At 43.4% G+C, this 15,347-nt stretch carries 13 protein-coding genes; 5 read left to right on the top strand and 8 right to left on the bottom strand.

Features of this window, described 5'->3' with window-relative positions:
• Nucleotides 1-9 precede the first annotated feature (9 nt).
• Nucleotides 10-1,944 carry an alpha/beta hydrolase family protein gene (locus tag PQR79_RS17400; protein ID WP_274408585.1) on the top strand — a complete coding sequence of 645 codons (1,935 nt, stop codon included), beginning with the start codon at nt 10-12 and terminating at the stop codon, nt 1,942-1,944.
• A gap of 47 nt (nt 1,945-1,991) precedes the next feature.
• Nucleotides 1,992-2,321, top strand: a complete 330-nt coding sequence (locus PQR79_RS17395; RefSeq protein ID WP_238104742.1) for an FKBP-type peptidyl-prolyl cis-trans isomerase — start codon at nt 1,992-1,994, stop codon at nt 2,319-2,321.
• 56 nt (nt 2,322-2,377) lie between these two features.
• Here PQR79_RS17395 and nfuA read toward each other — a convergent pair whose 3' ends face one another.
• Entirely contained in the window at nt 2,378-2,956 is a 579-nt protein-coding gene (nfuA, locus tag PQR79_RS17390; protein ID WP_238104744.1) for a Fe-S biogenesis protein NfuA, read from the bottom strand.
• Between the two features lie 229 nt (nt 2,957-3,185).
• The gene (locus tag PQR79_RS17385) at nt 3,186-3,992 is read right to left on the bottom strand and encodes a ComF family protein (protein WP_238104746.1); all 807 of its coding nucleotides are present in this window, start codon (nt 3,990-3,992) and stop codon (nt 3,186-3,188) included.
• Nucleotides 3,993-4,025: 33 nt separating this feature from the next.
• Between PQR79_RS17385 and bioH the strand changes: the two genes are divergently transcribed.
• Both bioH and PQR79_RS17375 read left to right on the top strand, forming a co-directional pair.
• Nucleotides 4,026-4,817: a pimeloyl-ACP methyl ester esterase BioH gene (gene bioH / locus PQR79_RS17380; RefSeq protein ID WP_238104748.1), complete on the top strand. Its 792-nt coding sequence runs from the start codon at nt 4,026-4,028 to the stop codon at nt 4,815-4,817.
• 64 nt (nt 4,818-4,881) lie between these two features.
• On the top strand, nt 4,882-5,400 hold the full coding sequence (locus PQR79_RS17375) for a hypothetical protein (protein ID WP_238104750.1): 519 nt from the start codon (nt 4,882-4,884) through the stop codon (nt 5,398-5,400).
• Here the strand turns inward: PQR79_RS17375 and PQR79_RS17370 are convergent.
• The 6 genes from PQR79_RS17370 to PQR79_RS17345 all read right to left on the bottom strand — a co-directional run bounded on the left by PQR79_RS17370 (nt 5,392) and on the right by PQR79_RS17345 (nt 14,550).
• Entirely contained in the window at nt 5,392-7,419 is a 2,028-nt protein-coding gene (locus PQR79_RS17370) for an LTA synthase family protein (RefSeq protein WP_238104752.1), read from the bottom strand. The genes PQR79_RS17375 and PQR79_RS17370 overlap by 9 nt on opposite strands.
• A gap of 284 nt (nt 7,420-7,703) precedes the next feature.
• Nucleotides 7,704-9,167, bottom strand: coding sequence for a sensor histidine kinase (locus tag PQR79_RS17365; protein ID WP_238104754.1), 1,464 nt, complete (start codon nt 9,165-9,167; stop codon nt 7,704-7,706).
• Nucleotides 9,164-9,841, bottom strand: a complete 678-nt coding sequence (locus PQR79_RS17360) for a response regulator transcription factor (RefSeq protein WP_238104756.1) — start codon at nt 9,839-9,841, stop codon at nt 9,164-9,166. The genes PQR79_RS17365 and PQR79_RS17360 overlap by 4 nt, the downstream gene beginning before the upstream one ends.
• 76 nt (nt 9,842-9,917) lie before the next feature.
• Nucleotides 9,918-10,325, bottom strand: coding sequence for a diacylglycerol kinase (locus tag PQR79_RS17355; RefSeq protein ID WP_238104758.1), 408 nt, complete (start codon nt 10,323-10,325; stop codon nt 9,918-9,920).
• 9 nt (nt 10,326-10,334) lie between these two features.
• Nucleotides 10,335-12,002, bottom strand: coding sequence for a phosphoethanolamine transferase (locus tag PQR79_RS17350; RefSeq protein WP_238104760.1), 1,668 nt, complete (start codon nt 12,000-12,002; stop codon nt 10,335-10,337).
• A gap of 187 nt (nt 12,003-12,189) precedes the next feature.
• Nucleotides 12,190-14,550 (bottom strand): Tex family protein, encoded by a 2,361-nt coding sequence (locus tag PQR79_RS17345; RefSeq protein WP_238104762.1) that lies wholly within the window; start codon nt 14,548-14,550, stop codon nt 12,190-12,192.
• Nucleotides 14,551-14,732: 182 nt separating this feature from the next.
• Between PQR79_RS17345 and greB the strand changes: the two genes are divergently transcribed.
• On the top strand, nt 14,733-15,212 hold the full coding sequence (gene greB, locus PQR79_RS17340) for a transcription elongation factor GreB (protein ID WP_238104764.1): 480 nt from the start codon (nt 14,733-14,735) through the stop codon (nt 15,210-15,212).
• Nucleotides 15,213-15,347 lie beyond the last annotated feature (135 nt).

The following is a 15,347-nucleotide window of genomic DNA, read 5'->3' as shown; positions in this document are numbered from 1 at the left end:
GGATTTTTAATGAAATGGATTTTATGGTTCATCGCCATTATATTTGCGCAACTCTCAAATATGACTCTAGCCAATCCCCTGCCTGTCGATGCTTTTGCTAACCTGCCTGATGTACGCTTTGTGACCTTATCGCCTGATGGTTCAAAAGTCGCGTCGTTAATTAGAGTTCACAGTGACACACTCGACGGGCAAATATTGAACATTCGTGACATAAAAACCAATAAAGACATTTTTCCCGTTCAAACTGACAATCAAAAGTTTGTCATCTTGTCGCTCACCTGGGCAAACAACGATATAGTCTTAATCAAAGCAAAATACCCCGCCACCCGACGTGGTGTGCCCACAACAGAAACGCGCTTAATGAAATACAGCTTAAGCGACAATAAAACCTCTAGTGTATTTTCTAAGCGGACCTTTTCCCGCTTTCTATTTGTGCCACAAATACAATCGTCTATTGTAGATTATCTTGATAAAGACCCTGAGCATATTCTTATGCAAATAAGTGGCTTAGGTTCACAAGCACAATATGAAAGCGTGATTAAAGTCAGCTTAGAAAGCGGTGGAGTCAAAATAAAACAACACGCACAAAAATACATTGAAGATTGGGTAACCGATAGACAAAATCAGATACGAATTGGTATTTATCGCGACGATACAAGCTACCGTATTTATGAACAACAAAAAGCCGATGGCGACCTGCGCTTATTATGGGAGTTTGAAGCCTTAGATGAAAACGCCATTTGGCCTATGGGCTTTGACCATGACCCAAATATCCTTTACGTCAGTGCTTATCATCAAGGCTTAAAAGCCATTTTTAAAGTGAATTTAACCGACCCAGATCTCACCAAAGAATTGGTATATCAAAACGAGAATTATGATGTCGAAGGTCAGCTCATTTATTCCACTTTAAAACAAAAAGTCATCGGTATTGATACCAATATTGAAGGTGAATTCTTATTTTGGGATCAAGACTACATCAAGCTCAATAATGGATTAAACCAAGTATTGCCAGAGTCACATAATGTCATCAATCAACTCAGCGATGATGAGCGTCGTTACCTCGTTTATAGCACAGGCCCCATTGAATCTGGCACCTACTTTTATGGCGACCGGGACAAAGGAGAGCTTTACCCAATAGCTTACCGCTATAGCCAATTGCCGCCAGAGGTCTTATCTCAACCTAAAAAAGTGAATTACAACGCCCGTGATGGTTTGGCTATCGAAGCGTTTTTAACCACACCCAAAAACACAGAAGCCAAACACCTCCCAACCATTATTTTCCCGCATGGTGGCCCAATCTCTTACGACTCAACCTCATTTGATTATTGGGCGCAGTTTTTCGCAAATCGCGGCTATGCCGTCTTGCAAATGAACTTTCGTGGGTCTGCTGGGTATGGTTATCAGTTTATGAGCTCAGGGCTAAAAAACTGGGGCCTTGAAATGCAAAATGACGTTGAAGATGGCGCTCACTGGCTTATTGAACAAGGTATTACAGACCCTAAACGTATGTGCATTGTAGGCGCCAGTTATGGTGGCTATGCGGCATTAATGGGGGTAGCTAAAACACCTGATTTGTATCGATGTGCCATTAGCGTAGCAGGTGTGACAGACCTTGAATATTTAGTTAAATCATCACGCGGATACGACAACAGTAAAATTGTTAAAAAACAAATTGGTGATGATTATGATGATTTATATCAACGCTCGCCAATCAGTAAGGCTGCCAATATCAAAGTACCAGTATTACTGATACACGGCACTAAAGACAGAGTCGTAGGAGCGCGACACAGCGAAGCAATGTACGACACACTCAACGATTTACATAAATCCGTTAAATACGTTGAATTAGAAAATGGCGATCATCATCTCAGTAACAATGAACACCGCCTAACCACATTTATTGAAATAGAGCGCTTCTTGGCGGCCAATCTTGGGGTAAAATAGCCGCACATTTTTACAGGCCAACAGGCTCAAGAATAGTAGAGGAAACAATGACCCAAGAATTGATTATAACTGACCTTGAAGTCGGCACGGGCAAAACCGCAGTAAAAGGCGCACTGATAACGACTCGCTATAGTGGATGCCTAGCCGATGGAACACAGTTTGATGCATCTGATGCCTTTCAATGCGTTATTGGTACTGGCCGAGTCATTAAAGGCTGGGATCAGGGCATTATCGGTATGAATGTTGGCGGTAAGCGACAGTTATCCGTACCGGCGCACCTTGCTTACGGCGAGCGACAAATTGGCGATCGTATTCCGGCTAATTCAGATTTGTTTTTTGAAATCGAGTTACTTGAAGTGCTCACCCGAGACGATTAATTAAACTAAAAACGCGACTCAAAAGTCGCGTTTTTATTGGCTTACATTCAACGCTATTAAGCGTAAGAATGCTCACCATGTTGGTGATCCGTCACGTCACGTACGCCTGTTAACTCACCAGGGAACATATCAAGTAACTGCTTTTCGATACCATCTTTTAGGGTGATATCAACTTGTGAACAACCGTTACATCCACCGCCAAACTGCAGCACAGCAACACCATCGTCGGTAATTTCGACCAACATAATGTTACCGCCGTGGCTGGCTAATTGTGGGTTAATTTCTGATTGAATAATATATTCAATACGTTCAACCAACGGCGCATCACTGGCCACTTTACGCATTTTAGCGTTTGGTGCTTTTAAGGTTAATTGTGAACCTAATTGGTCTGTCACGAAATCAATGCTGGCATCATCTAAAAATGGTGCGCTTTTTTCATCAACCATGGCACTAAAACCATTAAATGGTAACTCAATATCGTCCGCTTCTACCGCATCTGGTGGGCAGTAAGACACACCACACTCAGCTTGCGCTGTGCCTGGGCTGATAACAAAAACACGAATGTGTGTGCCTTCTGGCTGATCGGCCAATAATTTAACGAAATGGGCCTGAGCTGTATCGGAAATGGTGATCATGAAAACCTGCTCCCTCGGGGTATACCTGAGTAATTTAGTAAGAATTAGATACATGATACTCTGACTTGGATTTGCTTTGTAGTCTCTGGATGATTTGATCTTGAAAAAATGATCCAGTGCAAAGTTTTTTTACATTACTAAGCGCCCCATAACATCGAAAGCACACCGCAACCAAATAACTAATCAATTGTTTTAGTTGTTAAATATTATTGTTATTACTCAAATCGAATTAATCTAATAATCCCGGTGCTTCCGCGCGAGCTAAACACCAAGTTTGCACATAAATATATTGTTGGCTAAATAACCTCGCTATTTCATCGACTGTGGTACCCGTTGTGACCACATCATCGATTAGGGCTACTCTCTGATACGACACATTGTCGCTCAGTTTAAAGGCATTATGACAGTTTTCACGGCGCTGCTTACCCGACAAATCGGCTTGGGGAACAGTATCAACAACCCTAGTTAAACTGGTGTCATCCAATGGAATATCTAATAACTGGCTTAGCCGATGCGCAATCAACCAAGCTTGATTAAACCCGCGCTGACGCAAGCGATTAGGATGCAAAGGAACAGGAACTAACACTTGCGGTGCACGAATGAGTTTGTGTTCAATTAACTGGGATATTCGCGTGGCCAGCTGCTGGGTAATCGCATTTAGCGGAGCGCATTGTTGCTGATATTTAATGGCCGCAATCAACGGCCCCAACCCCTGATGATAACTGCACGGTGCCACCACCAACATCGGCGTGTGCTTTAAGCATTTTCCGCAATAAGCTTGCAACAAAGGAATTTCACAGCCACAGCCTAAACACACTTCATGTTGATACAAACTTGCTGCCAAGCACACCTGACAAATACCACTCAACACCTGGTTAGGGAATAACTGTTGATAATCAAGCTGCTCAATTCGGTGCTGGCACAGCTGGCAACGGTTGGGTAAACTGCTGAGCAATGCCACACTTGCAAACTGATAAACAGATTTACTGTGCTTCACCAAGCCACTCATCTTACGTTTAAATACAGTTACAGACATAGGCTATTCATTCCATTAAAAAGAGAGATTAATGTGAGCTTTCCTGCACTGCATATCGATACGGTTGGTACCCAAGGGCCAGATATTGTCCTACTGCATGGATGGGGGGTCAATAACGCCGTTTTCAGTCCATTAAAAAACGCATTACACCAGTATAGAGTGCATTATGTTGACCTGCCGGGTTTTGGCTTAAGCCCTAATATTGAAGGTGATATAACTCAGTGGGTGCAAGCATTGGCACAACAGCTTCCCAAACATGCCATATGGATAGGCTGGTCTTTAGGGGGATTGCTTGCCACTAAAGTGGCGATAGATTTCCCAGACTCAGTCTCAGCATTAGTCACCCTCGCCTCATCGCCATGCTTTATGGCCAGAGAGGCTAACGATGCTTTACCTGCTTGGCCTGGGATATTACCTGCGGTATTAAGGCAATTTTCAACACAACTCAATCGCGACTTGCCGCGCACAGTTGAACGCTTTTTAGCAATTCAAGCCATGGGCAGTGATAACGCTAAAGCCGATATTAGCCAAATAAAACAACTCGTGCTGAGCAAACCTATGCCTAGCAAACAGGCATTAGCACAGGGATTAACGATGTTGGAAGAGGTTGACCTGCGCGACCAGTTAAGTCAGCTACAACAACCTTGGTTGCGAATTTGGGGTAAACTTGATGGGCTAGTACCTCGGCGCATCATTAAACAAATGCCCCAAGCAAACAATATTACCGATGTGATCGTCAACAAGGCTTCTCATGCACCGTTTATTTCACATCCAGATGAATTTTTGCGCAATTTATTGCCTTGGCTGACAAAATATCAGCAATAATGCTTTAGCTAATGCACTATATTGGCTATAATTTAGCCATGGTTTTATGGTGTAGCGACCCGCAATGATCATTAACACTCATTATCCGCAAGTGCCTCTAGCAACATCGAATGTTGCGACGGATCTTGCGCGAGTGGATAACCAGCAAAAACCACCGATCATTCCACCGCAAGAACCCACTAAAGGCCATGAAGAACGTTCATTTAATCCGCAAAATGAACGTGCTGCCGCTTATGTTGTTGCCGAAAAAAAACAACAACAAGACCAATCACAGCGACAACAACAAGGGTTAGCACAACAGTCTGTTGACCCAAAAGCATTGTTGCAGCAACCTGCACGCCAACAAACACAACAAAAGCAAACGGTTCGAGTGTTCGCCAATCTCACACCAGCCTTGCAACGCAAAGATATTCAAATCAAATCACAATCAACGCCAGTTAAAGAGCAAACTGACCTAAAACAACGTCATACAGACACCAGTATGTCAAACGCCAATGCCCAGCAGTTTGGTCAACGAATTGGTCAATTTTATCAACAACAATCCGCCCCCAACATTGAGTCTCAACTGCAAATCCTAGCGTGACACTTTCTTTACATCTTTGCCTGTTACAGGGGAGCCCTCACCGCCCTTAAACAGCATTTTGTTATATGCTAAACTTCCCCACAACGCCCAACCTAGGGCAGTTTCAGCTTGCTTTTCATCCAGTGTTTTTGGGATTAGATGCTCACTGGCAAAATCATACGTAAAGCTTTCTGCGGGTAATTCCGGTTGTAAAATGGTGACCTGGTTACCCTCTAGCAAACCAAAGTTTTTGTCATATTGCATCATCGCCCGCCCCTTCCAATCGCTTGGAACCTGGGTTAAGTCGCGACCTAGCATTGGGTAGCGGTCAGATATGCCCATAAGCGACAACAAGGTTGGTGCCATATCGATTTGGCTCGTCACCCGTGAATCACGTTTAGCGTCAATGCCTTCACCTAAAATAAGCCCAGGGATCCTAAAGCGAGACACTGGCACTAAATCTGAGCCACTCACACGACTGTCGTGATCGGCCACCAGCAAAAAAATAGTATCTTGCCAGTATTGAGACTGTTTTGCCTTTTTAAAAAACTCTCCCACCGCATAATCGGCATATTTTACTGCGTTATGCATGGTGTATTGCGGTTGTTCATACAGCTCGATTCGATTATCAGGAAACTCAAATGGATCATGATTGCTTGAGCTAAACACCAAGCTAAAGAAAGGCTGACCTTGTTTATGCATCCGCGAAAACTCTTCATCCGCTCTCAACAGCAAGTCTTCATCTGACACGCCCCAGGACGCAATAAATGCAGGGTTTTTATAGTCTCCTTGGTCAACAATATTGGTAAAGCCGTTACCTAAAAAGAAACTGCGCATATTATCGAAATGACTTTCGCCACCATAAATAAATTGAGTTTCATAACCATGCTGCTTGAGCAAATCAGCAATGGTAAAAAAGCCTGTTTGACTCTTACCTAATTTCACAACAGCACGTGCAGGCGTTGGCGTAAAGCCTGTGGTGATGGCTTCAATACCCCGCACAGAGCGCGTGCCTGTAGCGTAGAGGTTTTCAAAAAACCAGCCTTGCTGCGCCAACTCATCAATATTGGGCGTTAGCGGTAACCCGCCTAAGCTGCCGACAAAACGCGCCCCTAAACTCTCTTGTAAAATAATCACTAAATTTTTAGGTTTACCGCTATAGCTGGCTTGATTGAAAGACAACGTCGGTATTTCGGTTGAGGTAAACACCTCCATGGGGCGGCCGCTTTCCCGGCGCACAATATCAATAATCTTATCGGCAGATAGCTTGCCATAGGCTTTTGAAGCATCTTCTTCGTTATTCATTTGTGAAATGGCAAACATTAATGAAAAAGATGAGTTAAGCACCAATGAATTAACAAGTGGGTCATTAGAAAACGCCACTAAAGATGGGTTTAATGGGCGGTGCCCTAAAGATGAACGCGCGCCTAATAACGTCACAACGATGACTAAAATGGCTAACACTGGGCGCCAATGCCATGTTGGGTATGTCATCTTTTGCGTTAAACGACCACTTAACCACCAACCACCTGATAACGTACCGATTGTGATAAGTGAAGACAAAATAAGCTCGGCTTTACGCCCTGCCCACAACATCGACAAGACTTCTTTGGGGTAAATCAGGTATTCAACATATAAACGGTTTGGCCTAAAGCCATACTCGGCAATAAATGACGGCGTCGACGCTTCTAAAAACACCAGGATCCATAACCCTAATGTGAGCCACACACGTAAAATGACTAACCAGACGCGGCCAACAATATGCTCACCGGCAAACACCACTGTACCCAATGCTGCAATGCCATAAATCCAGCAAATGGACGCAATATCTACGCGTAGGCCTTGGCCTAAAATGTAACCCCACCCTTGAGCATCATTAACACGGTCGGCTTGCCAGATAGACAATCCAATTCGGCTTAAGCTCATCACAATAAGTGATACAAGGCTAAATACAAAAAGGGCTTTAACGATATTAGCTGAACTAGCTTGTTTTTTTAGTAATTGATTTTTATTAAAAAAACCACATAAACTTGCTATCATTGACACTCCATTTTTATTATTCTTTTATGTGCTAAGCCAAATTTTTCGCGCAAAAAGTCAGCCCAAATAACAACAAAATTATTGGGATAGACTCACAAGCGATTCTTAAGGTGGGCTTAAACGTTAACAGTACCAACAAGTTTTATTTCGTTCGTTAACACAAAACTTATTGGGTTAATTTCAATCTTATTATGTGTTTTTCATCTCAAATAATGCGTCAACCTCTTTAAATCCAACTTACGCTCAGGCAGTACATTGATCGCTACACCTATGTTCCTGTCGATTTAATCGCTAACATGCGTTTTAGGCATATTGTTTTCTGGCTCAGCATGGGGAATATGTAAACTAAATTGGATCCTGTCTTCTGCTATCAGCCCAAAACTAAATATAAAGCCGTTAACCTTGGCGATGTTTTCCACAATGGCTAACCCTAAACCATGGCGTTCGGTGTTAGTACGCGACTGCTCAGCTTGGTACAAAGGCTGAGTCAGACGCTCTAAATCATCAGCTTTTAAGCTTGTGAGTAACTGATTTTCTACACTCAAGGCGATACCGTTGTCGTCATGATGTAAACGCAAAACAATGTCAGACTGCACCGGGCTGTAATAAAGCGCATTATCGAGTAAGTTGGTTAAAATAAGATTTAGCGAAAATTCATCTGCTAAGGTATGGCAACCTCTTAACTGATTTTCCATCTTGAGGCGTTGTCCAATGGTGGAATATTTAAATGTTAACGCCTCAATGACGCCATTAACTTGCTCAGTGATGTCTAGCGGTTGTCGATTTAAATGAATGTTGTCAGACGATGCCTGCTGCAGCAGTAATAAATTACTCACTATCGTTTTCATCCGCAGACTAATATTGAGCACATCTTGTTTATAACTCGCAGCAATACGCTGATCATTGGGATAACGAATATAAATCTCACTTAAATTAATCAGCTCACTAATTGGCGTTTTCAGTTCATGGGCAATGTCGGCAGTAATTCGCTTTTCTGTCTGCAAATATTGCTGGCTAATTTTGACAAATTTATTCAGTTCATCCCGAATCGGTTCTATTTCCAAATAGCGCTCCGCGCCAGCCGACAAAGGAATGTATTTTTGAGTCACATCGGCATGTTTTAACGCATTATTGAGCTCATTTAACGGCACTAACCCTCGAGATATCACCTTCACTACGGCCCAGCGCATCAACACAATCACCAGCAACAAACCAATGGCTAAACTGGAATCAATAATCACCAAAATTTGGGTTAAGTCTTCAGAACTAATTGCCACCGTTAACCACATGGGTTCCACAGAATGTGGCACTAACTCACGCATCGAACTAGGTACCTGGGGTTCAAAATGGGCCACCATAGCACGGCCTGATCGGCCATCAGGTAAGGTAACGTCAGCAAACACCGCACTATTAAGTGGTATGTCTTTTTTGAGTAAATCGGTGCCCGGGAAATGACTTAACGACTCCGAGCGTTCAAATACCGCATCGCCTTGCCATAGCTGGAAAAAGCTGGCTTTAGTTGAGGTTCCAAACTCAGGCATAAATTCGCCAGCAAAATCAAACTCGGTCCCTTGCGGCGTAACTTTAACTAAGGTTTTTAGATAGTTAGACTTATCCGTAAGCGCATTATCAAACTCAACATCAACCCAATTATCAATGCTAATATCAATTGCCAAAAACACGATAATTAAAATGGCTGTCACCACATAGGTCATGGTGTTCATTAGTTTAGTGGTTAAAGACTTCATGCTTGCGTATCCACAAAATAGCCAAAACCACGTTTATTCTTAATCGGTAACATCGCCCCTACAGCCTTGGCTTTTTTGCGCACCGACGATAAATGCGCTTCGATGGTATTCTTAGAAATATGATTAAACGACCCCACCACAGCCTCGCTGATTTGCTCAGGGTTTAATACCTGTTTGGGATTAGAAAATAAATATTCGACGATTTTAAATTCGTTTTTAGTCAAGTCGATATATTGGCCATTGGCCCGCAAAGATTTATTGCTTGTGTCGAGCACAAAATTGCCAATCGTAATCGTATTGGCTTGTTGGTTTAACTCGCCGCGGCGCCCCATGGTAATCAATCGCGCTTGCAGTTCATCAAATGAAAAAGGCTTGGTTAAATAGTCATCTGCGCCAGACAATAATCCGTTAACGCGATCTTCTGCCTGGGACTTGGCCGATAAAATAATCACCTTAGCTTGATTGCCTAGCTTACGAATACTTTTAAGTAAGCTAATGCCATCAACATTAGGCAGCATTAAATCCAAAATAATAAAGTCATATTGATTGGTGAGCGCCATGCTCAACCCCTCTGAACCATCTCCGGTTTCATCTACGGTATAACCTAAATGATCTAACCCAACTCTTATTCCGCGTCGCAGTGCTTCAGAGTCTTCAATCAACAACACTTTCATTGAGTGCCCTTATCTTATTAATGCTTTATCGATGAACCGACAGATGCTTCTCTGTATTCATTTGTTGCTCAAGTGCTTACGGCCATAACACAGCCCACCAGACAATCGCTGCCATCAACATACTCACGAACACAAATGCTGATGATATATCCTTAGCCAAGCCTGATAACGTATTAAACTCTAGGCCAATACGGTCAACAACAACCTCTATAGCAGTGTTAACCAGTTCGGCAAACAATACAAACAGTAACGCGATCACCAATATGGCTGATTGTACCGCGGTGATATTGGCCACACATGCAAACAGGGTCAATGGTACAAATAACATCAACTCTTGCTGAAAAGCCGCCTCGTTACGACACATCCATTTTAAGCCGTTAAAGGTATGTTTACAGGTAAACAATAAGCGCATAAGCCCTTGACGTTTAACCACTATTTTAGGCGGTTTAGTGTTAACGTTTTTCACTGTGGTTGATAATGTCATGGTGATGTCCTAGGTTAATTTACAGTTGCTGGTGATGTCTAATGCAGCATCACGCACCGAGGTATTAACGCCATAAAGGCCTAACAAGCTGTGAAACAAATTGTCATGTGAGTAGCTTGCTGTTTGGGCATGATCAGCAATACATTCACGGTCGACACCTTTGGCTTGGGTGTATTCTTGCGGCAACCACATAAACCAAGGCACATGTGTTTGCTGGCTAGGCGCAATACTGTAAGGCGTGCCGTGTAAGTACATGCCACTTTCACCTAACGATTCACCATGATCAGACAGGTAAACCAATGCCACATTATAGTTGTCTTGGTATTGCTCAAGCACCTTAATGGTTTTAGCTAACACAAAGTCGGTATAGGCAATGGTATTGTCGTATACGTTGATGATTTCTTGGTCACTGCAATTTTCAATATCACTGCGGCTACACTCAGGGGTAAATGAAGCTTTGTCTGCGGGGTATCGTTGCCAGTAAGTTGGCCCATGGCTGCCAATGGTATGTAACGCAATAAATTGGTTAGTTAACCCTTTACCCGACGCAGCACTTGTCTGAGCATCTTGTTGTAATTTTTGCGTGAGCTTTTCAACTAAAATTTCGTCATAACAACTTAAACCATCACACAATGGGTTGTTTTCATTAGGTGATATGTCAATGGTGTTAATCCGTGCACCCACCGCTTTATCGCCACCGTCATTGTCAAACCAGGTCACTTCAACGCCTGCCGCTTTAATGACATCAAGCACATTATTTTGCGCCTCTGCGGCTTCGCGGTTGTAGCTATTGTGAGTCAAGTTAGAAAACATACACGGCAGAGAGTGCGCCGTTGCCGTGCCGCACGACGACACATTTTGCAATGCAATAATGCTTAAGTCTTGGGTGTATGGGTTGGTATTACGCTGATAACCGTTATAAGCCATGTTTTGCGCTCGCGCCGTTTCGCCAACCACCAATACCATTAAGGTAGGCTTGCCATTGGCAACTGGCACTAACTGCGCATCTTGGCCTATAGGGTTAAACGTCAACTTCTCACTAAAAAAACGCTGATTAATATACTTAGCTGTGTTGTAAATGTGCGCAGGAATAATCATCTTATTCAGGTATTGATTATTGCGTCCTACAGAGGCGTAATCTTTGTAAAAAAACAACACCATCACCCCAATAACAGCTAATCCAAGGACAACAAACCCCAACCGGCGAAATACAGCTTTGGTTAATGATGCCTGCTGAACAATATTCGTGCGGTATACCCAAATAGACGGCAAGATCCCAAATACCAACACATAGCCCACTGAGTTGAAGCTTAAATATGAAATCGCTTCGCCGGAGTTGGTCTCGAAGATATTTTCGATCATGCTGTAATCAAACATGACATTGTACTGAAGCATGGCATACATCGCCGCAGACGAAGACAGTATAAACACTATCATTGCTGGCTTATAAACAAAGCGAAAGGCAAATATACTGAAAATCACCATAAAGCAACCACTCAGCAAAATCGCTGGCGTGAGCGAAAACAACACATGACCTTCAGTCGACAGTTGGTAAATTTTTCGAATAACGGGAAAGTTTAATACTAGGCCAAAATACACAGCAATAATGGCCGTCATCGTTTCATAGCTGATGTTTTGTGGGGTAATGCGTGACCATGTTTCGGTTAATAATTTCACAATAACCACTCGCGTTAAACTCGACTGGCGTTGATATTCACCTAAAAAACTTAAGATCCACTGAATAAAAACTGAATTATGACTGACGGTGTTAATTCAGTTTTGATTCAATTTTCTGTGGCCGTAAAAAAGCCCCGGCATGACAATGCAAGGGCTTATTATTGCGTTGGTATTAACTGAGTTACATCTACTTCTTCAGTTTAGCAAACGCATCAGCAAAGGCATTACCCATTGCTGCATTTTGCGGTGCTTTTACTGGTTTATTAGCCTGTTTTTGCTGGCTGTTTTGTTTAGATTTACTCTGACTCGATTTGCCACTAAATGAGTTTTTTTGTGACCCTGATTTAACTTGGCCAGATTTAGCCGGTGCAGCTTTTTCATCTAGGCGCATGCTTAAGGCAATACGACGACGTTCTACGTCGACTTCCATCACCTTAACTTTAACCACATCACCGGCTTTCACCACAGTATGTGGGTCGCTCACAAACTTGTCGGTTAATGATGAAATATGCACTAAACCGTCTTGATGCACGCCAATATCCACAAAAGCACCAAAGTTGGTCACGTTGGTCACCACACCTTCTAATATCATTTCAAGCTTAAGGTCTTTTAACTCTTCTACGCCGTCTTTAAAGTTAGCGGTTTTAAACTCACCACGCGGATCGCGTCCAGGCTTGTCGAGTTCAGCCAAAATGTCGTTAATGGTTGGCACACCAAAGGTGTCAGTAACAAAGTCAGCAGCATTAATGTCTCGCAGTAAATCAGTGTTACCAATGAGCTGCGCAACTGGCTGCTGCTTAGCTGCGGCAATGGTTTCAACTAGACTATAGGCTTCAGGGTGAACCGATGAGGCATCAAGCGGATTGTCGCCATTGCGAATGCGCAAGAAACCTGCGGCTTGCTCAAACGCTTTTGGGCCAAGGCGCGGTACGCTCAATACTTGCTTACGGTTCGTAAACTGGCCATTGGCATCACGGTAATCAACAATGTTTTTCGCGAGGGTTTTATTTAACCCAGCCACCTGAGTCAGTAACGGTGCAGATGCCATATTTAAATCGACACCCACACCGTTTACACAATCTTCAACAACCGCTTCAAGCGACTGCGACAACATGCTTTGGCTCACATCATGTTGATATTGGCCAACGCCAATGGCTTTAGGCTCAATTTTCACTAGCTCTGCTAATGGGTCTTGCAGACGGCGGGCAATCGATACGGCACCGCGAATAGACACATCTAAATCTGGAAACTCATTAGCGGCAAATTCAGATGCTGAATACACCGATGCACCGGCTTCGCTTACCATCACTTTGGTTAAGTTGGGTTGTGACTCTTTTACTGCCGCAATCAGCTCACCCGCTAATTTATCGGTCTCACGCGACCCAGTACCATTACCAATGGCGATAATCTCGACCTTATGCATCGCCACTAGGTTACTTAAGGTACGGATGGATTTATCCCATAAGTTTTGCGGTGCATGTGGGAAAATAGTGGTATGTGCCACCAACTTGCCAGTGTTATCAACAATGGCCACTTTAACACCAGTACGGATCCCAGGGTCAAGGCCCATGGTCGCTTTCGCGCCCGCTGGTGCCGCCATTAATAAGTCGCCTAGGTTACGGGCAAACACTTTAATGGCTTCTTCTTCGGCACTTTCACGCATTTTGGCAATAAACTCGGTTTCCATTTGCAAGGCTACTTTAATGCGCCAAGTTGAGGTCACTACCGTTTTTAGCCAGTTATCAACGCTAGAGTCAGTCAACACTAAGTTAAAATGATCGCTAATGATCACTTCGCAATAGCTGCCTTGAGTGGCCTCGGTATCTGGGTCGGCATTCATCGACAAGCTCAGCACACCTTCGTTACGTCCACGCAGCATCGCTAAGGCGCGGTGTGATGGGATTTTGCTCATCAATTCATTATATTCAAAATAATCGCGGAACTTAGCACCTTCTTTTTCTTTGCCTTTGACCATTCGGCTTTCAAGCACCGCTTGTTGGCTTAAATGCTGACGCACTTTACGCAACAGTTCAGCATCTTCAGCAAAGCGTTCCATCAAAATGTAACGCGCACCGTCTAATACCGCTTTAGTGTCGGCAAAACCGGCTTCAGGATTTAAAAACGCTTCAGCTTTGCTATCTATGTCTAATCGGCGGTCAGCTAATACGGCATCCACCAACGGCTCAATGCCCGCTTCGATAGCTATTTGCCCTTTAGTGCGGCGCTTAGGTTTATAAGGCAGGTATAAATCTTCAAGACGGGTTTTACTGTCAGCGTCGTTAATGGCTTGAGCCAATGCAGGAGTGAGTTTCCCTTGAGCTTCAATGCTCGACAACACCACCTGGCGACGGTCATGTAATTCTCGTAAATAGCCAAGGCGAGAAAATAAGTTACGCAATTGGGTATCATCTAAGCCACCGGTGGCTTCTTTACGGTAGCGGGCCACAAACGGTACGGTGGCACCATCATCTAACAGTGCTATGGTCGCAGCGACCTGTTGTTCACGGACATTAAGTTCTTGAGCGATAATCTGGGCAATATTATGCATAATCAGTAGAATTCGGCATGGTTTTAAATAAAATTATGCCAAAGATACCATAAAGACTATTAATTGGCTGCTAGTACGACAGGCTTTATGATCCTCGGCCAAAAACAAGCAATGCACCGCCTATGCGCTGGTGATATGCTTCCTAGCTTTAATCAACAATGTAATGCGAAAGAGTAGCAAAAGTGAAAACCAAGTTAATTACCCTAGAAGGCTACAACAAGCTCAGACTTGAGCATGATTACCTCTGGAAAGAAAAACGGCCTGAAGTGACCAAAATTGTGGCTTGGGCAGCCAGCCTTGGCGACCGTTCAGAAAACGCTGACTACACCTTTAACAAGCGTTTATTAAGGCAAATTGACCGTCGTGTTCGTTATTTACGCAAGTTACTGCCCGACTTAAAAATTGTTTACTACGCACCAGAGCAAGAAGGCAAAGTGTTTTTTGGTGCCACGGTTGAAATTGAAAACGACAACGGCGACATTAAAACCTTTAAAATTGTTGGCCCAGAAGAAATCTACGACGAACGCAAAGATTACATCTCTATCGACTCGCCCATGGCACGTGCGTTACTCAAAAAAGAAGTCGACGACGAAGCGGTGGTCAGCACACCTCAAGGCGATAAGACCTGGTACATTAATAAAATTACCTATACCAAAGACTAAAAGCAATTTAACGTTGCCTAATCGATAGCTTCTAATAATCAGCGAGTTAACACACTCAAACGCTGTCATTCACATAAACCTGATGAATAGCGTTTACCGACTCTTTTTATCGCTGAACGCTCCCATAGGTGTACC

The organism is Shewanella metallivivens, from assembly GCF_028750675.1.
In the GTDB taxonomy this organism is placed as follows: Bacteria; Pseudomonadota; Gammaproteobacteria; order Enterobacterales; family Shewanellaceae; genus Shewanella; species Shewanella metallivivens.
This window is presented reverse-complemented; position numbering and strand designations above follow the sequence as displayed.